The following is a 24,034-nucleotide window of genomic DNA, read 5'->3' on the forward strand; positions in this document are numbered from 1 at the left end:
ACCTTCAAATTAATCTAATTAAGAATGATATTCATTATCAATTAGCCTGCATCTTTGATTATAGTCAAAAAAAACGTGCACGTCAATGGCATTTATGTAATATATATCACATTTTTGTGGCAATTCTTGTGATCGTTTGCGGAGGCGGGTACACGGTGACAAAAAAAGAAAACGAACCCGGATGAAGATGGTGACCATTTTCATCCGGGTTCGTTTTCATTAGCCGCATATTTCTATTCTTCTATCTCACAGCATCCATCATCCGTGCAATAGGTCGTTTTTGATTTTTTCGGGGTTAACGACTGTAATGTTGGTTGTTTACTTTCTTCTTCCCAGACTGTGTCCAGTACTTCGCTAAAAACTTCCGCCGGCTGTGCACCGGAGACCGCATATTTTTCATTAAAGACGAAAAACGGAACACCTTGTACACCGATCTCTTTTGCCTCTTCTTCATCCGCTTGAACTTTGGCAAGATAATCATCTGTTTGTAATAGTGTATTCACGGCCGAGGCCTCCAAGCCGACTTCTTCCGCCAGTTCCTTTAACGTTTCCTTGTCACCGATATGCTTACCATCCGTAAAATAGGCCTTTAGCAAGCGCTCGGTCATTTCCTTACCCTTACCTTGTTTTGCTGCATATTTGGCAACCCGGTGGGCATCAAGCGTATTGGTTGGTTTCATGGAGTCAAAGTTATATGTTAACCCAAGCTCGGCTGCCTGCTCGGCCATCTTATCATTCATACTTTTCGCTTGATCAATCGTCGAACCAAATTTCTCAGCCATTTGTTCATGAATCGTTTTTCCAGGATTTCTTTCAGCGTTTGGACTAAGCTCATAACTTTTATATTCAAGCGTGACTTTGTCTTGATGGGGAAATTGAGCCAATGCGTTTTCCAATCGGCGTTTTCCCATATAACAAAATGGACACACAAAATCAGACCAAATTTCAATTTTCATTTGTAAACACCTCATTCCACTGATTATTTTAGCACAAGAGAACTTTTTTCAAATAATGTTGTGCTCAAAAACAGTGGGGTGCCAATTAAAGGAAAGACCTCAACATTTAAATATAACGTCCATGGTCTGGAACAGCAATGTCATCAAAATTCTCAACAAGGTGCTGTAATCCTTCTGTTAATGCGTCTTTCTCCATATAATGTCCATGACCGGTTATCACCAATTCCGGATTTAGTTCTGCCAGCTTCTTCACTGATTCCTTGGCAGCATACCAATCGGTGGTCAAATATCTTGGCGGTCCATTCACCTCTTCTTTCTGCACTAACACTTTATAAAACGAATCCTGGCGCACCGTAATAAAAGCATCTCCTGCTATCAACGTACGGTCCTTTTCTCTATAAAACGATACATGTCCCGGACTATGGCCTGGGGTATGGATCCACTTCCAATCAGCCAGCCCCGGAATATGTTGATCCATTGGTAATGTTTCGATATGATTGCCCAGATTAATCGGCTCATTTGGATACATGGGAGAGATTTTTGCCAGGAACCCACCTTCCACTGTTCCGTCTGGTTCCGGGTAACTTTTTTCACCAGTCAGAAATGGCAGCTCCTTTTCATGCGCGTAAACAGGCACATCCCACGCTTTAAGCAAATCCACCAATCCTCCTACATGGTCAAAGTGTCCATGTGTCAATAGAATCGCCGTCGGTTTGCTGTCTTTTCCAAAACGCTCCTTCACAACCGAGCGAATTTCCGATGCTGAAAATGGCAGCCCAGCATCAATCAGATACCATTCCTCTGCATGGGGAGAACCAATAAAGCAAATATTCACGATCTGATCTGTATAATAATAAACGTCATCCCGTACTTCTTCTCCAGTGCCGCTTGCAATCGATGTCATTGGAATCATTTTGTTATCTTTACTTTTGTGCATGTCGTTGTCCATACATTCCACCTCCATTTGTTGATATTGTTTGGAGGGGAATGAAAAATATACTTGATTGATGGGCGGCCAAGCTTGGTTGTATTTCGTGATATTGTGGGCTGGTTGATATTTGATAGTATATGGTTGATGTTTTGTGGCTATAGGTTGATACTCCTTTGACATTGGTCGATATCAGCGTTTTCCGGTCGATTAGCAGTCTTTTTCGGTCGATAACTCGCACTACCCGGTCGATAGGCGATTGCTTTTGGTCGATCATTCACTACTCAAAGATAAAAATATTTAAAATCAATGCATTTCAACAGCAAAAACAAAAAGAAAGCTAAAGCCGCAATCAGCTTTAGCTTTCTCCCAACAGGGATCGTCCCATGATATTTACACGATCAGTATTTTGCAGCTCAGTAATGGACCTCACACCAATACCGAACATCACCATCTTCATTTCAAATTCAATTTGTTCCATCGTTTGCATGACTTTTTCAGCTGATTCGGTGGCGGATTCCAGTAATTGTCTGGCAAATCCGATCATATCCGCACCAATGGTCATTGCTTTTGCAGCATCCACACCTGTTTTCATGCCGCCACTTGCAACAATCGGTACATCAGGCAACTTGCTTTTTACTGAAACAATGCAGTCTTTCGTTGGATTTCCCCAGTTGTTAAATGCTTCGGCAGCCGACTTGCGTAATGGGTCTTTGGAACGGAGCTTTTCCACCTGACTCCATGATGTTCCACCGGCGCCAGCGACATCAATGAAGGAAACACCTGCATCGTATAATTTTTCCGCTACGATACCATCAATCCCAAAACCAACCTCCTTGACACCAACTGGAACGCTTAAGGATTGGCATACTTCTTTTATTTTTGGCAACAGATCTTTGAAGTTCAGATCTCCTTCATCTTGAACGATCTCCTGCAAGCTGTTTAAATGTAAATAAAGTGCATCCGCTTCCGTTAAATCAACAAGCCGCTGACATTCCTTGACGCCATACCCATAATTTAGTTGAACAGCACCAATATTGGCAATTAACGGAACTGTTTGCGCATGCTTGCGAATTAAAAAGGATTCTTTATATGCATCACTTTCAAGCAGTGCCCTTGTTGAACCAAGCCCAATTGCCCAGCCTCTCTTTTCCGCAGCCATTGCCAGGTTAGTGTTGATTTGTACCGCAAGTTCCGATCCGCCCGTCATGGAACTGACAAGAAACGGTGCCTTTATTGATTTATTTAAAAAGGTTGTATCCAGCTGAATGTCGGCAAAGTCGATTTCCGGTAATGCATTGTGTATAAATGAAATGCCTTCTAACCCCGTTGTTTTATTAACACCTTCCACATTCTCCGTTAAACATAGACGAATGTGTTCCGTTTTACGTTTGTTGATTCCTATATCCATGAAGATATCCTCCAATTTCACTGTTTTACGAACTATGTTATCCTCTTAATAGTCTACTTGTTTTCCAATTGGATGAAAAGAAAAACGACGCCTTGTCATCTCGTTTACTTTTATCTGGAAAAAGAACGACTCAAACGATTGGAAATGGAGTTTGCAGACCAGATTTTAAACACAGAACGTTAGCATCGATATCGGGGTAAAAGAGGGATCTTTGTTGAAGGCACAAGCAAAAGCGTTTGCCGAGATGGCACATAAGGGACAAACACGGAAAAGCTCTGGCGCACCATATATCACACATCCGATCCGGGTTGCCGAACAGTTGGAGCAAGCAGGTTTTTCCGAAGCATTGGTTTGTGCAGGCTATTTACATGATGTCGTTGAAGATACGCCCTACGACATAGAAGATATACAGCAGGCATTTGGCGCAAAGGTAGCCAACCTTGTTGCTGCACATACAGAGGACAAATCAAAATCATGGCAGGAACGAAAACAGCATACAATTGACACGATTAAGAATGCTGATAAGGAAGTCAAATATCTGATTGTTGCTGATAAATTAGATAATTTGCTCGAGTTGGAAAAGGACCTTGAACGTTTAGGCAATGAGGTATGGCTGCATTTTAATGCCGGGTTTGATGAGCAAAAATGGTATAACCAAGCGATTGCCAGAAATATGTATATCGGGCTTGCGACTGATGAGGTGCCAGCTTATTTCAATGAATTCGAGGCGCTAGTCGAGCGTGTATTTGGCTCAAATTAAGAGGAATTAGAGCCTGCACCAAATAATCGGGGAAGGCTCTAATCGCTTATCATCTATTTTTATATCTGCTTTTCAATTCCTTGGAGACTTTCTTCCATCTACCTTTTTCCTCCAGCCGGGCTTTTTGATCCTGCTTCCTCTTTTCAAACGCCAATTCCCGTTGCAGTTTCAAATAACATTGAAATCGTTCCGTTGATAATTCCCCGGATTTTAATGCTTCCTGTACGCGACATCCGGGCTCCGTATCATGCTGACAATCGGTAAATCGGCAATCCAGCGCCAATGCTTCTACATCCTGGAAGGTTGTATCAATAGCTGAATCCCCGTCCCACAGCTGCAATTCGCGCATTCCGGGGGTGTCGATTAACAACGAACCATTTGGCAAGATAAACATTTCCCGATGTGTGGTTGTATGACGCCCTTTGCTGTCAGCTTCCCTGATATCATTGGTTTCTTGTACCGTTTGACCATAGAGTTTGTTCACCAAAGTAGATTTACCGACACCAGATGACCCGAGCAGCGCAACCGTTTTATGCGGCTGCAAATAATCTGTCAATTCGTCCATACCTTCTCCTGTCATACTACTAATCGCGACAATTGGTACACCAATCGCCACCTCTTCTACCAAAGCAATAATCCGTACTACTTCTTCAGGTGAGGATTCGTCCAATTTTGTCAATACAATAACTGGAGATGCACCACTCTCATATGTTGCCAAAATATATCGTTCCATGCGTCGTACATTTACATCGTGGTTAAGGGAATTCACAATGAAAACTTGATCCATATTTGCTGCAACTATTTGGCCTTCCGTTTTCAAGCCAGCCGCCTGTCGAACAAACTGACTTTCTCGGGGCAAAACGCGATGAATGACCGCTTTTTGTTCCTCTTTTAACTTCTGAACTTCCACCCAATCCCCAACAGCGGGAAAATCAAGTGAAGCAGCCGCCTGATTTAAAAACTTTCCACTTAGATGGGAAAAATATTCTATTTCCCCATCCGAAATTCGATAACTATCTCTTTGCACAGCAATAACCCGTGCTAATCTGTCCATTTCAACATCTGTTATGGAATTGCACCATCCAAGACTTTCCAAACCGTTCAATTACATTTTCCTCCTTAATTGTTGGAGGAAAAGTCTGTTACAACACCGACCGTTCCTCCACTTTGTTTTGTGTGTTTTGGTTTACAAAGATAGTATTAATTGCACTCATAAAACACCACTCCTTTCAAAATGGATGAACAAGCTAGTGTTAGTTTACACCATGCCATTACAAAATGCCAATTCCATTAAGTGAATTTTTAAACAAAACGCTATCGCATATGTCTCATGTTATGGATAGAATTGAGGAAATAGTCAATGTGGAAGGAAAACGCCTGGATTATCCATAAATCCAAGCGTTTTTTATTCGACAATAAACGACAAAATTCGGGAAGTGATAGGCACCCCCTACCGCTTATTCATCTCACTAGGCACAGAATTGTGACGCTGATTTCGATCTAAACCAGCAATTTTCTCCATATCTGCTTCACTCAGCTCAAAATCAAATACATCCAAGTTCTCAGCCATCCGCGAAGGTGTTACTGTTTTTGGAATGACCACAACATCGGATTGAAGGTGCCAGCGAAGGATTACTTGTGCCGGTGTTTTGCCATATTTACCGGCAATTTCTTTAATAACTTCATCTTTTAAAACATCGGTGCCATTCATTAATGGACTGTATGCTTCCAAACGGATACCATGCTGCTTGCAGAATTCTTTCAGTTCTTTCTGCTGTAAATATGGATGACATTCAACCTGATTAATGGCGGGTGTAATATCACATTCATCCATAATCCGTTGCAAATGCTCGATATCAAAGTTACAAACGCCAATCGCTTTGGTGCGCCCATCTTTGTATAACTGCTCCAATGCCTTGTATGTTTCAACATATTGGTCATACTTTGGTGTTGGCCAGTGGATCAAATAAAGATCTACATAATCAAGACCAAGTTTCTCCAAACTTTCATCCATTGCTTTCAATGTATTTTCATAGCCCTGATCACTATTCCATACCTTTGTGGTGATAAATAAATCGCTACGATCGATGGTGCTATCTGCCAATGCTTTTCCAACACCACGTTCATTGCCGTAGATTTTTGCAGTATCAATCGAGCGAAAACCAGCTTTTAACGCATTATCTACCGCTGTTGCTGCTTCATCTTCGGGAACTTTCCAAACCCCATATCCAAGTTGCGGCATACGAAGATCATTGTTTAGTGTTATGTATTGCATAACTGATCGCTTCCTTTCTTTGTTTATATCTTAAGACATTTCTAGAAGTGGAACAAAAATGCTATTCGTATTCATTCCCTTCATTTATAAAATGTAAACTATTTTAGTGTGGAAAACAGGGCTGATGTACTTTCCTCAGTAGAAATTAAAAAAGGATGTTATCGAGGTGTTGTTCTTGGTGGTGTTTATTTTTCTCCGGGGAACCTTATAGCTAGAATGATAATATCGTCTCCTTGCATTTCATAATAGAATTTAAATTTCCGGTGAATCATACGTGAAATCCCCTTACACTCTCCCCATTCATCAGTATATCGTCTAGTTAAAAAAGGATTCAAGAGGAGATCTTCAATTTCGGCTGACAACTTTTTTAAAAATATCCGCGTCTCCTCTTCGGTAAAATGTTCATTTCTGTAATGCTGAATTTTCTTCTTCGCCAGCTTAGATAACACTACTCGCTTCATTTGAAAAAATCCTTTTCATCAATAGATCGGATAAGTTCCTCTGTTGTTACATACTTCCCTTCCCTATATTCCCTTCTGCTTTCATTAATCATTTCCCTGAGTTCCTCGTCTTCTTCCATTTCCTCTTTAATGGTCTTTTCCCGTTCTTCACATGCCAGCGTGAACGTCCCTTTCCCGGGTACATAGAATTGGGAAACGGTATGTTCTTTATTCAGTTTATCAAGTTCTTCATACAGTTCTTCCGGTGTGTTTATATGCTTCAACATGAACACTCCTTATCCGTCATACACTAATGCCACCTTTCTTGCTTTCAAGTGTTAATAATGTATTCAGAATTTAAGCTAAGTATACTACCGTTAACCCGGTTGGTCAAAGTTATGGATTAGGCGCAAAATCTTGTTTCAGTAGCTTTCCACAGCACGTCTTTTTATTATTTTACAAATATTTGCTTTCATTTTTGAAAAAGCCTCCAACAACCCACATAAAAAAGCAATTTTCCTAAGATAAAATAAAAGCCAAAAAAATAAAACGAACGTGGATTCTCGCCACGTTCGTTTCCACCACTTACTATCGCGCATTCATCTCACTCGGCTCAGGACCTTTTCGCTGATTACGATCCAATTCAGCCATTTTCCGCATATCGACATCACTTAATTCAAAATCGAATACATCGAAGTTTTCTTCAATACGTGATGGTGTGACCGATTTCGGAATCACGATGTTGTTGTATTGCAAGTGCCAGCGAATAATCACTTGTGCTGGTGTTTTGCCATATTGATCAGCAATTGCTTTAACTTCTTCACTGTTCAACACATCGCCACCGCTCATTAATGGGCTCCATGCTTCCAAGTAGATGCCATGCTTTTTACAGAAATTTTTCAATTCCTTTTGCTGTAAGTATGGATGGCACTCGACTTGGTTTACTGCTGGTATCACTTCACATTCATCTAATAAACGTTGCAAGTGTTCTATGTCGAAATTACACACGCCAATCGCTTTGACACGGCCATCCTTGTAGAGTTTCTCCATCGCCTTATAGGTTTCTACATATTCGCCATATTTTGGTGTTGGCCAGTGGATTAAATAGAGGTCAACATAATCAAGACCCAATCTTTCCAGGCTGGCATCAAACGCTTTTAAGGTGTTCTCGTATCCGTGATCACTATTCCAGACTTTAGTTGTAATGAAAAGATCTTCACGGGCTATATCCGTTTTTGCCAGCGCTCGCCCTACTCCATGTTCATTTTCATAAACTTTCGCAGTATCAATGGAACGATAGCCAACCTCCAGCGCTTTGGTTACTGCAGGGGTTGCTTCTTCATCTGGTACTTGCCACACACCAAAGCCCAGCTGCGGCATCTTTAGGTCATTGTTTAGTGTTACATATTGCATGTTGTGTCGCTTCCTTTCCTGCTGTGATGTAATTTAGTTTAACATATATTGGGACAGAGGTCCGGTTCTTGTGCCTGCTTTGGTAGATAATGGTGGGACAAGGTGCCTGTTCCCCTTTGTCTCCCTATTTTTTACGTTTTTCTCTGGCAAAGGTATAGTTTCCTTCATATCTAGTTAGCTTTTCATCAGAGAGCCAGTAGGTTATTGGGAACAATCGATCGAGAAAATAACGGTCGTGGGAAACAGCAATAACGGTTCCGTCAAATTGCTCCAATGCTTCCTCCAATACTTCCTTTGATTCAATATCCAAATGGTTGGTTGGTTCATCAAGGATAAGCAAATTGTGACTTTGATGGACTAATTGTGCAAGCCTTAGTCGCATTTGTTCACCACCGCTTAAACTGCTTACTTTTTGAAAAACAGTTTTTCCATAAAACAGGAATTTTGCTAGCATCCCGCGAGCCGCCCCTTCTGTAACATGAACTTGATCGCGGAATTCATCCAATATTGTCCGTTCCCCATTCAGTTCAAGCATATGCTGGGAAAGGAATCCAACTGACAAATTACTACCCAATTTAACTGCGCCTTCGTCAGCCTCCACGGTTCCTAACACCATTTTCAATAGACTCGACTTTCCGCTTCCGTTTTCTCCGACAATCGCAACCCGGTCTTGAAAACGCACGTGCATATTTACTGCAGAAAATAACTCCTTTTCGTGGAATCTTTTGCTGACGTTTTCCATAACTAAGACATCTTTACCGCTACGTTTATTCATCTGAAAATCAAGATCGATCTTTTTCTGTTCCAGGACTGGCCTTTTCATGACTTCTATCTTGGCAAGTGCTTTTTCCATGCTTTTCGCCCGGCGATGCAGGCCAGCATTAGGTGGATTTGCCTGATTGGCCCACTCTTTTAACTTTTTAATGGTTTCTTTCATCTTTTTAATTTTCTTTTGTTGATCCTGATATTGCTGAAATTCCCGCATTAATCGTGCTTCACGTTCCTTTACATAATCTGTGTAATTGGTCGCGTAAGGAATAAGCTCACCTTGATCCATTTCAAAAATAGATGTGACGGTTTCATCCAAAAAGTAGCGATCATGTGACACAATTACAACTGTCCCTGCATATTGCTTGATAAAATCAGTCAACCATTCTATTGCGGATAAGTCCAAATGATTGGTCGGTTCATCAAGCAAAAGCAAATTTGGCTCTGTTAGTAGTAACTTGGCCAGACCAACCTTTGTACGCTCTCCGCCGCTCAATTGCTCCCAATTTTTTTCAGCTAAATTCGCTATTTGCAATCCACTCATTATTCGTCTAACCCGCGAATCAATTTCATACCCGCCAGCTTCCTGAAATTTCTCTTGCAAAGTCCCATATATTTCAACAATACGTGTTAATTGATTTGCATTTGTTTCGAGTGACATAGATCGTTCCAAATCTGTCATTTTTCTTTTCATCTCATTGATGGACGAAAATACATCATACAGTATTGCTACTACTTTCCGCTCGCGATCTACGTCAGGAGTTTGTTCTAAAAGCCCAACTGTTAAGCCTTTTTTCCAAGTAATCGTTCCCGATGCTGGTTCTGTTTTACGTGCCAGTAAATCGAGTAATGTTGTTTTACCTTCCCCATTTCTTCCAATTAAACCGATTCGATCCCCAAGATTTATTTCACATGTTACGTCACTAAAAATCGTATTCGCACCAAAAGTTTGTGTTACGTTTTGTAAGCTTGAAACAATCATTTCTCTTCCTCCGTAATGAAGAGACCTTCCCCCATTAAAAACAAAAAAGACGGCAGAGCAAACACTCCACCGCCGCATTAAAATTCCGTTCGTGGATAGATGTCTCTTACTGGTATTTTTTCCATATATTTCTATTAAAAAAGTACACACTCGTCCCTTGCATAGAAATATCGGAAAAAATTGCATAACGCGTCCAAAGGTACTCCCTAAACTTGGTTATGCCACTACCAGTATGATTCATCATATCCACCTCCTTTTGCTCATTTGTATTTAGTTTATGGGAAAAATGATTGGGAGTCAACCTTGGGAATTAATTGAAATGCCGTAAGATCAAATACACGCATACAATTTTGAATTGCTTGACTAACAATTGCTTTCCCTTTACTCTTACTCAGAGGCAGACGCTTGTGGTTTTTAATTTTTGAAAAGGAAGAGAAACATGACCAATAAGGAAAAAAATGCGGAAATGGTTAGTCAGTTTGTGGAAGTATTCAGATGTCCACTTTGTAAAGGGTCAATGAAGGTCGTTGATTTAAAAAGTCTCATGTGCTCGAACAATCATACATTTGATTTTGCTAAGCAAGGGTATATAAACATGCTGAACCATCCCTCCTCCAATCAATACAACAAGAATTTATTTGCAGCAAGGCATCAAATCATTATGAATAGCAACTTATATTCATTGCTGCATGAAAGGATTTCAAAAGTAATAATAGAATATGTAGCTGTATCTAATGAGCCGTTCATGATTCTTGATGCAGGATGTGGGGAGGGCTCACATTTACAAAGGGTTTTAGACGAATGCAAGGATGAAGCGATTATCGGAGTTGGTTTGGATATTTCAAAGGAAGGCATTAAGATGGCTGCCAGAGAATACCAAAAATCAATCTGGCTAGTCGGGGATTTAGCGAATTCACCATTAGCGAATCAATCGTGCCATGCCATCATTAACATACTTTCACCAGCAAATTATACAGATTTCAAAAGGATCCTGGCTTCGGATGGCCTTATAGTCAAAGTTGTTCCGCGTGCAAATTATCTAATAGAACTTCGGGAAACACTTTTCAATGATACAGCCAAGATGCTCTATAAAAATGATCAAACGGTGTCACTTTTTAAAAAGCATTTCCATCTGGTTAATAAATTTAAACTAAGCTATACCAAGGTGCTCAATCAAACGGAATTAATACATTTAGCTCAAATGTCTCCACTTGCCTGGAACGCGAAAAAAGAACAATTTGATACATTTTTTAATCAAGGTTCTTCTGAAATAACGGTTGATTTGGATATTTTGGTTGGAATGAACAAGTAAACAGGAGGAAATGATAGGGAAGGAAAACCTATGTATTGAGACGTGAAAATTGTGTGAAAAGGCGAGGGAATACCATGACAACTATTGTGCAATCGATCAATTATAATCAAGCACCTTATGCATTACAACGAGAGATTGCTGTTATGCTGCATAGGGTCTGGCCGGACGCTTGTCCAATGCCAGGGGCAACGATTCCGAAAGCGCACGATAAAGAACTTCATGCACGCTCATTTTATTCCTATATAGACGGAAAGTTGATCAGCTATGCAGGCGTGGTGCGCAAAACTATCAGGCACGATGGACAAACATTCAATATTGCTGGTCTTAGCAGTGTGGCTACTGATCCCGCGTACCGTGGCCAAGGGCTAGGTTTACGTACAGTCTCCGCCGCTACTCAATGGATTGAAAAACAAAGTGACATAGACTTTGGCATATTCACGTGTGAACCATCTTTAGCTATTTTCTATAATCGTGCCGGCGCTTGGTCTGTGGTGTCGGATGTGGCACTGATTGGAAGTCGGGATGAAGATGCTTTATCCAGCCAATCCTTGGACGTTGTTGTTCTAATGCGTCTGTTGTCAGAAAAAGCTAAGGCTTATGAACCGAGCTTGCGTCATACGACTATTAATCTTGATTTGCCTTGTGGTCAGTTTCTATAACAAACGGCATGCGACCTTCCGTCATCGGGCCGCTTAATAGTATTTGCGAAAAATGTAAAAATTAAGTTTGAATCAAAGGAGAAAGGTGTCGAAAAGGGAGAAACTGTTCCAACATTCACACCCTCTCTCATCCATCATTCCAAACAATTCTGCCACTTTGCTCCTCATGATCAACCTCAACATCAAAATCATGCTTACTATAGAAATACGTTAAACGATCAACATGGTCAAAATCACGGGCAACAATATCACCTGTTATATATTGGATATTCTTATCACGGGCCAGTTCTTTCAAATGATCCATAAGTACGGATCCATACCCTTTATTTTGCTCCCCTTTGATATCCGCAATATGCAGGGTATCCTCGCCTTTAAATTCCGCCTGGATTGCAGAATGCCAGTTACCACGAAATGGAGACTGACAATCGTGCAGCATCAACTGAAAAGTATCCGCTTTTTTATCCGCATAAATAATCACCAATTGTTCATCCCTAGCGTGGTCAATACTAATTACTTCTGACTTTTTCGCGATTTGTTTCATATTATTTTGCATCCGCGCTAATTGGATTTCCAATGTATCTAGTTCTTCTTTAATTTCCGCTTTGTCTTTTTCCTTTTCCAAAAAAACTGAGTAAACCAATTCTACACCTTCTCCTTAGCCTGTATAAACTATATTCGTTCATGTACACAATTTGTTATTGTACTAGAAGACAAGCTTGATTTTCAAGGGTGAATTTTGGGTGTTTGACATCCGGCAAAACAAAATTTATGAAAAATTAGTAAAAGTGGATTTTGGCTTATATTCTCCTTTACAAAACATAACTTTCCCTAAGACAAATTACCAAACTAGCTTCCAATTAGTATTAACCTTTATGTTCCCGTCTCACTGCCTTTCTCACTTATCCGGACTGGGTGCCAGACATGCAAGCAATTCTGAATGGTGTCCGTTCCTGGCACCCGAACAATTACGCGTGATACAAAAAACAATTCTTCGTATGATCATTCACCATTCCAGTCGCCTGCATAAACGCATAGCAAATCGTTGGGCCAACAAACTTGAATCCTCTTTTTTTCATGTCCTTACTCATTTGTTCTGATTCCTTCGTTGTAGCCGGAACATCGGCATGTGTCTCCCAGTGATTATTGATCGGCTGGCCGCCGACAAACTGCCAAATATACGAACGAAACGAGCCAAATTCATCCGCTATCCGGAGAAAGGCTTGTGCATTGGTAATGACGGAGCGTATTTTTCGTTCATTCCGGATAATCCCTTCATCTTGCAACAGCTCATTGACTTTATTCTCATCATATGCACTTACCTGCTTCGGATCAAACTGGTCAAAGGCAGCCCGATAATTTTCCCGGCGTTTTAGAATAGTAATCCAGCTAAGTCCTGCCTGTGCCCCTTCCAAACACAACATTTCAAACAGTTTCTGATCATCATATGTTGGCTGGCCCCATTCATGGTCATGGTAATCGATATAAATTGGGTCGGACGTTACCCAGTCACAGCGAGATTTCATGCTTGCATCTTTCATCCTTATTCCGCCTTTGTTTCTACTTTATTTTCCGGGTATGATATCCAATCACTAAAGCTTCCGGGATACAATTTCACATTTTCATAGCCAGCCATTTTCAGCGCTAACACATTTGGGCAAGCGGAAACACCAGACCCGCATGATACAATGATTTCATCCTTTTTCCCTAGTTTTGCAAAATGGGTTTGAAGTGCTTCCTTGCTTTTCCATTGTCCATCTTCTCCAAGCACATCTTTCCAAAAGTAATTTTTGGCACCTGGAATATGTCCCGCTTTTGCATACAGTGGTTCGGTTTTACCCAAGTAGCGATCTTCTGCGCGCGAATCCAATAATACAGCGGATCCATGGTTGACTTTCTCTTTTACCTCTTCCATATGCACAATCTCATTAGAACGGACAGACGGCTTAAATTGTTTTACAGTCGGGACCGGAACCTTATTTGTCACAACATGCCCTTCTTTCACCCATCTAGTTAAGCCACCATCCAGAATATGGGCATTATCATGGCCAGCGAAATACAGCAGCCACCATAATCTTGAGGCAAACATATCATTATCCTGATCATAAATCACCACTGTTGTATCCTGATCAATACCAACCTCACCCAATTTCTCAGCAAAATCATTCATATCTGGTAATGGATGATTTCCCCCGTGTTCCTGCACTGGACCTGCTAAATCTTTGTTCAAATCAAGGTAAACAGCTTCTGGAATATGACTTTCTTGATAGGCTTTTTCCCCCGCTTCAGAATCTGTCAGCGAAAAACGGACATCAACTACTGCCGTCTGTTCCGGATGCTGCTTCACCCGATTCTCGAGCCAATCCGGTGTTACTAAAACAGCCATTTGCAATCCCTCCCATAGTTATCTTTTGTTCATTCTATCATAACAATTTTCCCATAACATATTCATCTTTGAAGACTCCGTCAATATGTATGGAATGTTTTTTCATACCTTCTACCTCCCTGCTTCTTAAAGTAATTCAACAAACATCAAACGATTTCCTTCATAATATAATGCTGGGAAAAATTCAATTTGTTGTGATATGCTTATGTTAAGGAAAAAGGAGATGATCTGTATGAAGGATGAACTGATCAAACGATTCACTACATACGTCAAAGTTGATACACAATCAAATGAAGAAAATGAAACAACACCATCGACCACCGGCCAACTGGATCTGGCTAATATGCTTGTCGATGAACTGCGGCAGATTGGCATGGCCGATGTAACAATGGATGAGAACGGCTATGTGATGGCAACCCTTCCCGCCAATTCCGAAAAGGATGTACCAACGATCGGCTTCCTTGCCCACGTCGATACCGCAACCGACTTTACAGGGAAAAATGTCAATCCACAAATCATCGAAAACTTTGATGGCAATGATATTCAATTGAATGAAGATGTCGTGTTATCCACGAAAGATTTCCCTGAGCTTTCTGGCTACAAAGGACAAACACTGATTACAACTGATGGGACAACATTGCTAGGAGCGGATGACAAAGCAGGTGTGACGGAAATCATGACCGCTATGGCATATTTGATTAACCATCCGGAAATTAAACATGGACAAATCCGTGTTGCGTTTACTCCTGACGAAGAGATTGGCCGGGGACCACATAAATTTGATGTAGATCGCTTCAACGCTGATTTTGCCTATACGGTTGATGGCGGTCCGCTTGGTGAATTGCAATATGAAAGCTTTAATGCTGCCGCTGCTAAAATAAACTTTAAAGGAAATAGTGTTCACCCCGGAACAGCTAAAGATAAAATGGTGAATGCAGGACGCATGGCAGCCGAGTTTATTTGTAAGTTCCCAGAAAGTGAAACACCGGAACACACCGAAAAGTATGAAGGGTTTTTCCATTTAATCTCAGTCAGTGGAAATGTGGAAAATACCCAGGCCACCTTTATTATCCGGGACTTTGACAAGGATAACTTTGCCAGGCGAAAGGAAACAATGAAAGCAAACGTGCAAGCCATGAAAGATAAATATGGTGAAAACAGTCTCGAACTACAGATGAAAGATCAATACTATAATATGGGTGAAAAAATAAAACCGGTCAAGGAAATTGTCGATGTTGCTTATCAGGCCATGGAAAATCTGGATATTAAACCAATCGTCCAGCCTATCCGCGGTGGCACTGACGGATCGCAACTTTCGTACAAGGGACTTCCTACACCGAACCTATTTGCTGGCGGTGAGAACTTTCACGGGAAATATGAATACGTGTCCGTCGAAACAATGGAAAAAGCGACAAAAGTTATTGTAGAAATTTGCCGGTTGTTTGAAGAGAGAGGTTAAAGAAAGACAATCTTATACAAAGCTATTGAGCGTGGTAATATGCCACGCTCTTTACTGTGCTTATTTAAAAAAGAAACGCTTCAACTTTTTACGTTATGAAGGAAATGCTATCGAAAAACTTGTCGATATTTCCCGGGAAATAACAAGAATAATATTTTCGTTTGTCGAAATGAGGAACAAAAAGCGCATATACCATTGAAGGTATACACGCCATTCTCCCTGTTGTTACAGGTTATCATTATTGTCCGTATTATTTTGCTGCTCTTGATTAATGGAAGTATTATCAATTGTTTTATCAAATTTCTGCAGATATTTTGCTGCAAAATCTTTTCCTCCCAAACCAAAGGCAAGCCCAAACGCCAATGCTAATGCAGCAAGAAGTAAGATAAACGCACTATTTACGATAGTTGATGCAATTCCTAATTGAGATACTGCCATAAATGCTGCCAGAATCAAAATACTATACTTGGCAAAGCCTGCAAGCACACCAGTTGCCGGTCCATTTAACAGATGCAGCAATACTTTTTGCACCATCGAACCAAGTAATAAGGCAATACCCAAAATAAGCACTGCTGCCAGCACATTTGGCAGATAAGCAGTAATCGCGGTTGCGATTCCTACTAGGAAATCCAGCTGGATAAGATATAGCGCCTGCACGGTTAAGAAGAATATAATTAAAATCTGTACAATATAGCCAGCAATATACGATGGTGTCCATTTCTCCTGATCCACCACTTTATTATTGCTGACAGTGGAAATAAAACGATTAAATCCTAATCTAGCAAGATAACTGCTGACAAATTCGCCAATCAGCTTACCTAACCAGATTCCAACCAAAATTAAACCAATCGCAATCAAGATATTCGGAATCATCTGCACGACACTATGCAGCATGCCAATTGCCGGTTCCGTAATCCCTGCTAATTCCAATTGTTCTAAAGCGGAGATCGTAATCGGAATTAGAATAAGGATAAAAACAATGTTTCCGACAAATTTTGCAAAAGATGTCCCTTCAAATAAATTGGACAGCTTTAATTTTTGAATCCATTTTTCTGTACCTGCCGCATCTAATAATTTGGTTACCACACTGCGGACAATTTTGCCAACGAACCAGCCTACAGCAAAAATAAGTACCGCTGCAGCAAGTTTAGGGATAAAGTTTAAAATAGACGCCAACAGACCGCTAAACGGTTCGGCAACTCCCTGAATATTTAAAGCCTGCAGTACACCAGGAATAAATAGGAGTAAAATAAGGTAGAACGCAAACTTTCCGATTGTTTCGGTGGTTTTTCTAATACCTTCCTCGGAGTCCGCAATCCCTATTTTAGAAAATAGACGCTGAATGCGCAGTTTCTTGCTTCCTTCAACAATCAGCCATTGGACAATGGTTGCAATGACCCAAGCCAATAGTAAAATCAACACTGCCTTCACAACTGCCGGAATAAAATCTAAGAATGTGGAGATCAAATCCGATAATGGATTAGCAATCATCGTCAGATTCAGGATATTGAAGAATAAGATAAAGGCAACAATCAGCAGTATGTAATAAACTGCTTTTGCGATAAACCTTTCTGACTTCACAGGCTCCCCTTTTAACCGGAACCGATTAAATAATTTATCATCCCATTTTGTTTTCTTTAAAGCCTTCTTTACTGTATTACTTACCAATTTAGCTATGAGCCATACGACAAGAAATACAATAAGTGCTATAACTACATTTTGAACTCCTGTCCAAAAATTCGTTGTAAAATAATCGTTCATAAAGTTTTCCATTGATTTATGCCCCTTTCTATACGGTTATAGTTACTGCTACCCGTCATCAAAAAGAGCTAAACCTATTTTTATTGACATCCTCCCCCACCTAAAATCTTCATTTTTGATACTTTTCTTCTTATTGTGATATTTAAAAACTTCAGCCACTTGGTTACTTAACTCATTTAATTTTTTTCGGTTATTATAGAATACATTTCTTATTTCTTGAGGAATAGTAAAAACCATATGACGATGTGTAACATTAAAGATCATTTCTTGTTGTTTATCCGACCAGTCATCGGTATACTTTTTTCCGCAACTATGACACAATCTGCTTTTACAGGTAAAACAAACGAATTTCGGTAAAGGATTTCCTTCACATCCTAAACATTCATATCGGGCATAACCTAAATCACGTGTACTGCAACGAATAGTCTTCTCAACAGTCTCTTTGATATGGTCACGATACGACTCAGGAAAACGATTCGAATGGAGTTCCCAGAAGCCTGCAAAATGATCTTTAAGAATTTCTTTAATAATCCCGGTTCCTTTTCTCATCTTTCTACTCCTCAAAGTAAGAACAATTAAATTTTAACATAAAAATTATCCACAACCGAGAAAATTTATAATTTTCTAGCCAATAAAAAAGTGCATCCTTGTACTCTCCAATATCCTGCCTAATGATGTAATATTGTCTGTAATTTTCAGTATTCAAATTGCCTTTACCACTGGAAAAATTTCTTTTTACGTCCCATTATCATGGTGCTATAATAGATAAAGTCGAAATTACAACTGGGACAAAGGAACCGTCCCTCTGTCCCGGTTGAGGGGAGATTTAATGTATGTTTAAAAGGTTGTTGCCCGCTGTTATGATGATTGTGGGGATTTTTATGTTGACGGCATGTGCAAACGATGAGTCAACTAGCAAAGAAAGTAGTAATGCGGATGAAACAAAATTTGTATTGCCTGATCCTGAACTAAGAAATGGTGCAAGTGGAAAAAAAGTAACCGAATTAAAACAGGTATTGTCAGAACTGGGTTATTCCTTGCCTGAAAGTGATACATTTGATGATGATACGACAATGGCCTTGAAAGACTTTCAATCGCAACAGGTGAAACTGGCGGCAACGGGGATTTATGATGCAGATACCAAACAGTGGCTTGAACGGGCACTGGATGGATCATTTACGATAAACCCTGGTAAAGGTCTTTCCCAAGATGCTGTCAATGCTGATAGTAACAAGACCATTACTGTTTCTAACCCGAAAGATACGCTGGTACTTGTCAATAAACACCATGCGTTACCCGCAGATTATGAACCGGACGATTTGGTTATTCCAGATGTTCGCTTTCCATTTACAGAGGATATCCCTAAAAAATATATGCGTAAAGAAGCAGCTGACGCATTGGAGGAATTGTTTGCGACTGGTGATGCGGCAGGGGTCAATTTATTCGGGCAATCTGGCTATCGTTCCCATGATCGGCAAAAATCCGTATTCGATGCCTACGTTGCAAAAGATGGTAAAGCCGCTGCCAATAAATACAGTGCACGACCTGGGGAGAGTGAACACCAAACAGGGCTTACCATGGATGTTACCAGTCCCGACATCAATTACGATATAGTGGAGGACTTCGCGGATACCAATGAGGGTAAATGGTTAAAGGATAACGCGCACAAGTACGGGTTTATTATCCGCTATCCAAAAGACAAAGTGGACATTACCGAATATCAATATGAACCGTGGCATATTCGTTATGTGGGAAAAGATGCTGCCAAGGTGATCTATGAAAAACATATCACCCTTGAAGAATATCTCGGCGCGGTGTAATCCCTGCCCTTTCACATATGTTTGAAACAGAACCTGCATCGTTCCTGGTGCAGGATTTTCTTTAACGAATCAATTCCATCTATATAAACAGAACAGCTAATGCCTGTTTAAAAGGTAATTAGCTGTTCAAATAATGTGAGACAAACTTTTTCGTTGCTGATCTATTTGACGATCTAATATCCGTAACCGCTCGACCGCTTCTCTATCATCCATTTTCCGGTAATGGTGGTTACCGCCATACTCTTCATCGGCTTCATCCGCACACGCAACAACATACTGCAATGGTTTTAATTCAAGGTTGCCTTCAGGTAAATAAGAATCAGTATGGAGTAAAATCGCAATTGCAATTTCCTTCGCAGCATGCCGATCTTCGCCAATTCGAATCAACAATTTATGCGCACGACTCGCTCCCTTAATCGCATGAATATCATTTTCCCGGTATAATTCATAATCCCATTCCCCATTGCTATACCATGTGTAGTGTCCCACATCATGCAGCAACGCGGCTTTGGTTGCTAAATCCGGATCAACACCGTACTTATTGGCAAAATGGTATGCATGTTCTGCAACCGCAACAGCATGGGCAACACCTGAGCGTTTCAAATACTTTTGCGCAATCGGGTGCGTGAAAATTTGTTCCAATGTAATTCGCTGCATATTAACGTCTCCTTTCTAAAAGATGGTAGCTACAAAAATATATTGTTTAATACAATAGCACGCAACGAGCTATATTGCAATCAAAAATGAACCTGAATTTGTTCCAGTGAAACATATGGGATTTATCCATTCGTGCTTTTTGAATGAGATTGAATGCTTTTGATTGGACGTACCGGATGCTTTATATTCCTTATATTGGATTGTAATGGCTTATTCCTATGAAGAAGCTTGTCTAAGGAATAAGCCCATGTTAACCTATCCAATTTGACATCCTGTAAGCATTTTTCAGCCTCCGCTTCCAACTGATAGCCATCGACCGCTAAAAACTGGTTATAAACATCATTGTACTTTTCCATTAAATCGGTTGTTGGATGGGTCAACTGTGATTGGATTTGCTCCAATTCCCGTTTTAACTGATAACGTTCTTCACTTGCTGTTTGCACATATTCCAGCACTGTCATGGACGCATCGACAACAGGATCTTGCTCCAGCACTCCCCATTGTTCAACACGTGGATACCCAGCAAAAAGTAAGTGCGTTGATTTAAATTCCTTTTTCGGGTACACTTTGACTGATAACAATTATCAATTAAAAATCCAAGCAGATAAATTAAAGGAGAGATTTTTGGTGGCAGAAACAAAAGAACGATCATCCATTGCGGAAGTGATCCGTGAACGACGCGCTGTTAAAAAAGGCTATAATGATAAACCTGTTACCAAAGAAACTGTACTGGAATTGCTGGAAGACGCTATTTGGGCGCCAACACATCAACTGCGGCAGCCATGGCGCTTTATTTTCATTGATCAGGAGCATAAATCAAGTTTCGCTAAACAAGTTGCTGCAACGTATCCGGAAGAACGTCAGGCAAATCGCGAAGAATATTTGAACGAGCCAAATGCCTTGCTTGCGGTTATTATGCAAGTACCAGAAAGCCAAAAGCAATATGATGAAAACTTTGGTGCGACTGCATGCATGATTGAAAATTTCTGGCTGCTGGCCTGGGAACAACAGCTTGGTGTGGTATGGAAAACAAATCCGCATATCTATGACCCAAAAATGAAAGAGATTCTAAATGTTGGTGATGATGAGAAAATTGTCGGGCTGCTGCATCTTGGCTATTTCGATAAAGAGCCGATTAAGAAGGATCGGATTTCGGTTGTGGAGAAGTTTTCGATGTTTGAGGGCTAAGTTTGATGCATAGTTTGCATACACATCAATTTTTAGTTCCACTGAAGAGGTATTGACTACTTATCAGATACCAAAAAATGTAACATATACGTTGAGATGGTGATTCCCAGTTTTAAAATTTCCATCTGAAATACTGCCGCATGAACACATCCTTTAAAGTTAACTGGGTTTATAATCCTTAGAGTTTAGTGCTCATGCGGTTTCTTATGCTTTTATTTGCATTAGTATGCAAAACCCCCATTTTTTGTATTTCACTAAAAGGAAATTTTCCCAAATACAGCTGTATAGACCTAAATAAATGGCAGTCCCTTGAAATACTTGAGAAAATATTTGTTTATAAGATATTAATATCCTAGAGGTTGATGAAAAATGAAAATTATTATACATACTCTAACAATATTATTAATACTTATCATTGTCTTTATCACTTTTGGATTCGTAGTAAGCAGGCACAATCTAAAGAAAAATAAGTACGACTTATTAAATTACCTTAAAAATCATAAGGAAATACTATCTATAACCCTGAAAGAAAATGGACAAGATACTTTGGCTATAAATCCAAATAAAAAAATTCCATTAGCAAGTACATTGAAAATAATAATAGCGTTTAATTTTGTTAAATGCGCGATGAATAATAAGTTTTCAGTCGTTGACAAAGTAAGGTTAAGTGAACTTGAAAAACTCTATATTAAAGATACAGATGGAGGAGCCCATTCCAATTGGAAAAAGTCCATAAATTCTCCTACTGAAGTATCTTTGTTGGAGGTAGCAAAAGGGATGATGCAATTTAGTTCTAATGCCTGTACGGACTTTTTAATAGATAAAATAGGAGTAGACGTTATTAATAAAAGTATCGAGGCACTTCAGTTAAATCACGATAAAATAACTTATTTAACTCCATCTGTCTTAATACCAGGGTATTTATCCGATAAACGTAAACTAGCTATAAACAAGATAGCAGCGATGAATAAGCAATCGTATCAGAATTTATCAAGTGAATTATTCGAGAAAATGAAAGCAGATGAAAGTGGTTATCTTGAAAAAAAAGCGACTAAAATGCTAGATCAGAAAATGCAGCTTCTAATTACGAATAAGATGGCGTCATCAACTACAAAACAATATGCCGACCTAATGTATAAGTTGGGAAATGAACTCTTAACCGAAGAGGAAAAAGAGATATTTAGTGAAATATTAATAGGCAAAAGCATAAAGAGTAACTATGATGACTATCTTTGGTATAAAGGTGGATCTACTTTATTTGTTTTAACTTCTGCACTGTACAAGGAATCTCAAAATACAACGCTGTCTTTTTCCTTATTTATCAAGGATGATACAGGTGGAGAACTATACTGGATAAGAAATATATTCAATGATTTTGTTATAAGTGTTGCCACAGATGCAGAGTTTAGAAAAAAGGTAAGGGAAATGGCAAACTAACGGATGTCTTCCTAGAAAAATACAGTATAAAATAGGAGCCAATTCAGTTTTATTCATGTTGTAATTTGCATAGAAACTTTCTTTTTACGATAAACTATCTTTGACAGAACAAGACTGATCTCATAAAGTATAATAAGTGGTATGGACACTATAATTTGCGTAACATAGTAAAAATGTCTAGCAAACACCCACATTTGCTAGACATTTATATCTTCAAACTTATCTATTCTTCATCCCAAACCGCACTCTTCAACATCTTATCATTTTCATGACGTTCAATCGCCAATTGAATCAACCGGTCTATTAATTCTGGATAAGAGATCCCGCTTACTTCCCACAACTTCGGATACATACTAATGCGAGTAAATCCTGGCAAGGTATTCACTTCATTGACGTAAACCTCACCTTGTTCAGTTAAGAAAAAGTCAACACGTGCAAGTCCCTCACACTGAAGGGCCTCAAATGCTTTAATGGCAGTTTGTTGTACTTTTGCCACCATCTCATCGGATAGCGAGGCCGGGATTGCCAATTCTGCTCCTGTTTCATCAATATATTTGGATTCATATGAATAAAATTCCGTGCGTGGCAGGATTTCACCAGGCAAGGAGGCAATCGGATCGCTGTTTCCAAGTACTGAGCACTCGACTTCCCGGCCAACAAGCCCTTCTTCAATGATTACCTTATGATCGTACTGAAATGCAGCTGCGATTCCAGCTTCAAATTCCTCTTTATTGGACACCTTGCTGACACCAACCGATGAGCCTTGATTAGCCGGTTTGATAAACATGGGTGTTCCTAATTGCGCAACAATATCTTCATAAACAATTTTATCTTTCTTAGATTTTTTGAATGCAAATCCCTTGGCCACGTTAATCCCGGCGGCTTCTAAAAGGCGTTTGGCGATCTCTTTATCCATACAGATGGAGGAACCTAGTACACTGGCTCCAACAAATGGCAGATTAGCAATGCGTAACATGCCTTGTAAACTACCGTCCTCGCCTAGCGTTCCGTGGACAATTGGAAATACCACATCTAACTGTTCCAGGTTCGCTGCATTGGTTGCATGAATCAGCTGCTTTCCATCTTCTCCTGGAACAATGGCTACATTTTCGTTTGATTTATTCAGCTGAATAAGCTTTGGATTTTCTGCGTTTAATAAGTAAGAAGATTGATCATTCAAATGCCATTTTCCCTGTTTATCAATCCCAAGCAACACGACATCATATTTATCTTTATCAATGGCATCTACAATATTTTTCGCTGACTGTAAGGACACCTCATGTTCGGCAGACTTCCCACCAAAAATAATTCCCACTTTTTTCTTTGTCATTATGGACTGAACTCCTTCTTTTTTTAAAAGTCGTATACTATATAAAATAGCATATTATAGCCTGTTTGCGACAGCCGAATGAGATTTTTAATGAA

25 protein-coding genes are annotated in these 24,034 nt (G+C 39.8%); 7 read left to right on the top strand and 18 right to left on the bottom strand.

Translation table 11 applies throughout. The annotated features are described in order from the left end of the window. Window positions 1–233 precede the first annotated feature (233 nt). From ABRT01_RS03300 to fni, 3 genes are all read right to left on the bottom strand, one after another. Window positions 234–956, bottom strand: a complete 723-nt coding sequence (locus tag ABRT01_RS03300) for a DsbA family oxidoreductase (RefSeq protein ID WP_269411164.1) — start codon at window positions 954–956, stop codon at window positions 234–236. Between the two features lie 106 nt (window positions 957–1,062). After that, a complete protein-coding gene (locus ABRT01_RS03305) occupies window positions 1,063–1,905 on the bottom strand; it encodes an MBL fold metallo-hydrolase (protein ID WP_269411163.1) in 843 nt (280 codons plus the stop codon). 337 nt (window positions 1,906–2,242) lie between these two features. Beyond that, window positions 2,243–3,295 carry a type 2 isopentenyl-diphosphate Delta-isomerase gene (fni, locus tag ABRT01_RS03310; protein ID WP_269411162.1) on the bottom strand — a complete coding sequence of 351 codons (1,053 nt, stop codon included), beginning with the start codon at window positions 3,293–3,295 and terminating at the stop codon, window positions 2,243–2,245. Between the two features lie 214 nt (window positions 3,296–3,509). On the opposite strand from fni, the gene ABRT01_RS03315 reads away from it, so the two are divergent. Next, window positions 3,510–4,055 (top strand): HD domain-containing protein, encoded by a 546-nt coding sequence (locus tag ABRT01_RS03315; RefSeq protein WP_269411161.1) that lies wholly within the window; start codon window positions 3,510–3,512, stop codon window positions 4,053–4,055. 49 nt (window positions 4,056–4,104) lie between these two features. Here ABRT01_RS03315 and rsgA read toward each other — a convergent pair whose 3' ends face one another. The 7 genes from rsgA to ABRT01_RS03350 form a co-directional block, all read right to left on the bottom strand. Next, entirely contained in the window at window positions 4,105–5,109 is a 1,005-nt protein-coding gene (rsgA, locus tag ABRT01_RS03320; RefSeq protein ID WP_269412439.1) for a ribosome small subunit-dependent GTPase A, read from the bottom strand. 396 nt (window positions 5,110–5,505) lie between these two features. Then, window positions 5,506–6,330 (bottom strand): aldo/keto reductase, encoded by an 825-nt coding sequence (locus ABRT01_RS03325; protein WP_269411160.1) that lies wholly within the window; start codon window positions 6,328–6,330, stop codon window positions 5,506–5,508. Between the two features lie 185 nt (window positions 6,331–6,515). Beyond that, entirely contained in the window at window positions 6,516–6,791 is a 276-nt protein-coding gene (locus ABRT01_RS03330; protein ID WP_269411159.1) for a type II toxin-antitoxin system RelE/ParE family toxin, read from the bottom strand. Continuing rightward, window positions 6,788–7,054 (bottom strand): hypothetical protein, encoded by a 267-nt coding sequence (locus ABRT01_RS03335; RefSeq protein ID WP_367746314.1) that lies wholly within the window; start codon window positions 7,052–7,054, stop codon window positions 6,788–6,790. The genes ABRT01_RS03330 and ABRT01_RS03335 overlap by 4 nt, the downstream gene beginning before the upstream one ends. 304 nt (window positions 7,055–7,358) lie before the next feature. Then, window positions 7,359–8,183 carry an aldo/keto reductase gene (locus ABRT01_RS03340; protein WP_269411157.1) on the bottom strand — a complete coding sequence of 275 codons (825 nt, stop codon included), beginning with the start codon at window positions 8,181–8,183 and terminating at the stop codon, window positions 7,359–7,361. 124 nt (window positions 8,184–8,307) lie between these two features. Further along, window positions 8,308–9,933, bottom strand: coding sequence for a ribosomal protection-like ABC-F family protein (gene abc-f / locus ABRT01_RS03345; RefSeq protein WP_367746315.1), 1,626 nt, complete (start codon window positions 9,931–9,933; stop codon window positions 8,308–8,310). A 106-nt stretch (window positions 9,934–10,039) separates the two neighbouring features. Then, window positions 10,040–10,177 carry an RAxF-45 family protein gene (locus tag ABRT01_RS03350; protein ID WP_367746317.1) on the bottom strand — a complete coding sequence of 46 codons (138 nt, stop codon included), beginning with the start codon at window positions 10,175–10,177 and terminating at the stop codon, window positions 10,040–10,042. Window positions 10,178–10,372: 195 nt separating this feature from the next. Here ABRT01_RS03350 and ABRT01_RS03355 point away from each other — a divergent pair, with 195 nt between their 5' ends. After that, window positions 10,373–11,245 carry a putative RNA methyltransferase gene (locus ABRT01_RS03355; protein WP_269411155.1) on the top strand — a complete coding sequence of 291 codons (873 nt, stop codon included), beginning with the start codon at window positions 10,373–10,375 and terminating at the stop codon, window positions 11,243–11,245. A gap of 74 nt (window positions 11,246–11,319) precedes the next feature. Then, the gene (locus ABRT01_RS03360) at window positions 11,320–11,904 is read left to right on the top strand and encodes a GNAT family N-acetyltransferase (RefSeq protein WP_269412438.1); all 585 of its coding nucleotides are present in this window, start codon (window positions 11,320–11,322) and stop codon (window positions 11,902–11,904) included. 127 nt (window positions 11,905–12,031) lie between these two features. On the opposite strand, the gene ABRT01_RS03365 is transcribed toward ABRT01_RS03360, so the two are convergent. From ABRT01_RS03365 to ABRT01_RS03375, 3 genes are all read right to left on the bottom strand, one after another. Then, entirely contained in the window at window positions 12,032–12,544 is a 513-nt protein-coding gene (locus ABRT01_RS03365) for a GNAT family N-acetyltransferase (protein ID WP_269411154.1), read from the bottom strand. Between the two features lie 325 nt (window positions 12,545–12,869). Continuing rightward, complete coding sequence (locus tag ABRT01_RS03370) at window positions 12,870–13,442, bottom strand: DNA-3-methyladenine glycosylase I (protein ID WP_269411153.1); 573 nt, start codon at window positions 13,440–13,442, stop codon at window positions 12,870–12,872. A gap of 2 nt (window positions 13,443–13,444) precedes the next feature. Beyond that, on the bottom strand, window positions 13,445–14,287 hold the full coding sequence (locus tag ABRT01_RS03375) for a sulfurtransferase (RefSeq protein ID WP_269411152.1): 843 nt from the start codon (window positions 14,285–14,287) through the stop codon (window positions 13,445–13,447). Window positions 14,288–14,519: 232 nt separating this feature from the next. On the opposite strand from ABRT01_RS03375, the gene pepT reads away from it, so the two are divergent. Next, window positions 14,520–15,746, top strand: a complete 1,227-nt coding sequence (gene pepT / locus ABRT01_RS03380; RefSeq protein ID WP_269411151.1) for a peptidase T — start codon at window positions 14,520–14,522, stop codon at window positions 15,744–15,746. A 225-nt stretch (window positions 15,747–15,971) separates the two neighbouring features. Here pepT and ABRT01_RS03385 read toward each other — a convergent pair whose 3' ends face one another. Both ABRT01_RS03385 and ABRT01_RS03390 read right to left on the bottom strand, forming a co-directional pair. Beyond that, entirely contained in the window at window positions 15,972–17,519 is a 1,548-nt protein-coding gene (locus ABRT01_RS03385) for a mechanosensitive ion channel (protein ID WP_367746319.1), read from the bottom strand. Between the two features lie 36 nt (window positions 17,520–17,555). Further along, window positions 17,556–18,056: a transposase zinc-binding domain-containing protein gene (locus ABRT01_RS03390; protein ID WP_269411149.1), complete on the bottom strand. Its 501-nt coding sequence runs from the start codon at window positions 18,054–18,056 to the stop codon at window positions 17,556–17,558. Between the two features lie 284 nt (window positions 18,057–18,340). On the opposite strand from ABRT01_RS03390, the gene ABRT01_RS03395 reads away from it, so the two are divergent. Beyond that, the gene (locus tag ABRT01_RS03395) at window positions 18,341–19,327 is read left to right on the top strand and encodes a M15 family metallopeptidase (protein WP_269411148.1); all 987 of its coding nucleotides are present in this window, start codon (window positions 18,341–18,343) and stop codon (window positions 19,325–19,327) included. A gap of 126 nt (window positions 19,328–19,453) precedes the next feature. Here ABRT01_RS03395 and ABRT01_RS03400 read toward each other — a convergent pair whose 3' ends face one another. Both ABRT01_RS03400 and ABRT01_RS03405 read right to left on the bottom strand, forming a co-directional pair. Beyond that, window positions 19,454–19,984 (bottom strand): HD domain-containing protein, encoded by a 531-nt coding sequence (locus ABRT01_RS03400; protein ID WP_269411147.1) that lies wholly within the window; start codon window positions 19,982–19,984, stop codon window positions 19,454–19,456. Between the two features lie 122 nt (window positions 19,985–20,106). Next, window positions 20,107–20,565 (bottom strand): hypothetical protein, encoded by a 459-nt coding sequence (locus ABRT01_RS03405; RefSeq protein WP_269411146.1) that lies wholly within the window; start codon window positions 20,563–20,565, stop codon window positions 20,107–20,109. 46 nt (window positions 20,566–20,611) lie between these two features. On the opposite strand from ABRT01_RS03405, the gene ABRT01_RS03410 reads away from it, so the two are divergent. Beyond that, on the top strand, window positions 20,612–21,172 hold the full coding sequence (locus ABRT01_RS03410; RefSeq protein ID WP_269411145.1) for a nitroreductase family protein: 561 nt from the start codon (window positions 20,612–20,614) through the stop codon (window positions 21,170–21,172). Between the two features lie 369 nt (window positions 21,173–21,541). Continuing rightward, on the top strand, window positions 21,542–22,609 hold the full coding sequence (locus tag ABRT01_RS03415) for a serine hydrolase (RefSeq protein WP_269411144.1): 1,068 nt from the start codon (window positions 21,542–21,544) through the stop codon (window positions 22,607–22,609). Window positions 22,610–22,832: 223 nt separating this feature from the next. On the opposite strand, the gene ddlA is transcribed toward ABRT01_RS03415, so the two are convergent. After that, complete coding sequence (gene ddlA, locus ABRT01_RS03420) at window positions 22,833–23,939, bottom strand: D-alanine--D-alanine ligase (protein ID WP_269411143.1); 1,107 nt, start codon at window positions 23,937–23,939, stop codon at window positions 22,833–22,835. Window positions 23,940–24,034: the final 95 nt, after the last annotated feature.

The sequence above is a fragment of the Lentibacillus sp. L22 genome, from assembly GCF_040812445.1.
Classification (GTDB): domain Bacteria; phylum Bacillota; class Bacilli; order Bacillales; family Amphibacillaceae; genus Lentibacillus_C; species Lentibacillus_C daqui.

Coding starts and splice junctions, on each gene's coding strand:
- ABRT01_RS03340 (WP_269411157.1), bottom strand. CDS start 8,183: ATGCAATATGTAACACTAAACAATGACCTAAAGATGCCGCAGCTGGGC.
- ABRT01_RS03370 (WP_269411153.1), bottom strand. CDS start 13,442: ATGAAAGATGCAAGCATGAAATCTCGCTGTGACTGGGTAACGTCCGAC.
- ABRT01_RS03395 (WP_269411148.1), top strand. CDS start 18,341: ATGTTTAAAAGGTTGTTGCCCGCTGTTATGATGATTGTGGGGATTTTT.
- rsgA (WP_269412439.1), bottom strand. CDS start 5,109: ATGGACAGATTAGCACGGGTTATTGCTGTGCAAAGAGATAGTTATCGA.
- ABRT01_RS03390 (WP_269411149.1), bottom strand. CDS start 18,056: ATGAGAAAAGGAACCGGGATTATTAAAGAAATTCTTAAAGATCATTTT.
- abc-f (WP_367746315.1), bottom strand. CDS start 9,933: ATGATTGTTTCAAGCTTACAAAACGTAACACAAACTTTTGGTGCGAAT.
- ABRT01_RS03330 (WP_269411159.1), bottom strand. CDS start 6,791: ATGAAGCGAGTAGTGTTATCTAAGCTGGCGAAGAAGAAAATTCAGCAT.
- ABRT01_RS03325 (WP_269411160.1), bottom strand. CDS start 6,330: ATGCAATACATAACACTAAACAATGATCTTCGTATGCCGCAACTTGGA.
- ABRT01_RS03375 (WP_269411152.1), bottom strand. CDS start 14,287: ATGGCTGTTTTAGTAACACCGGATTGGCTCGAGAATCGGGTGAAGCAG.
- ABRT01_RS03305 (WP_269411163.1), bottom strand. CDS start 1,905: ATGGACAACGACATGCACAAAAGTAAAGATAACAAAATGATTCCAATG.
- ABRT01_RS03415 (WP_269411144.1), top strand. CDS start 21,542: ATGAAAATTATTATACATACTCTAACAATATTATTAATACTTATCATT.
- ABRT01_RS03385 (WP_367746319.1), bottom strand. CDS start 17,519: ATGGAAAACTTTATGAACGATTATTTTACAACGAATTTTTGGACAGGA.
- ABRT01_RS03355 (WP_269411155.1), top strand. CDS start 10,373: ATGACCAATAAGGAAAAAAATGCGGAAATGGTTAGTCAGTTTGTGGAA.
- ABRT01_RS03350 (WP_367746317.1), bottom strand. CDS start 10,177: ATGATGAATCATACTGGTAGTGGCATAACCAAGTTTAGGGAGTACCTT.
- ddlA (WP_269411143.1), bottom strand. CDS start 23,939: ATGACAAAGAAAAAAGTGGGAATTATTTTTGGTGGGAAGTCTGCCGAA.
- fni (WP_269411162.1), bottom strand. CDS start 3,295: ATGGATATAGGAATCAACAAACGTAAAACGGAACACATTCGTCTATGT.
- pepT (WP_269411151.1), top strand. CDS start 14,520: ATGAAGGATGAACTGATCAAACGATTCACTACATACGTCAAAGTTGAT.
- ABRT01_RS03360 (WP_269412438.1), top strand. CDS start 11,320: ATGACAACTATTGTGCAATCGATCAATTATAATCAAGCACCTTATGCA.
- ABRT01_RS03400 (WP_269411147.1), bottom strand. CDS start 19,984: ATGCAGCGAATTACATTGGAACAAATTTTCACGCACCCGATTGCGCAA.
- ABRT01_RS03300 (WP_269411164.1), bottom strand. CDS start 956: ATGAAAATTGAAATTTGGTCTGATTTTGTGTGTCCATTTTGTTATATG.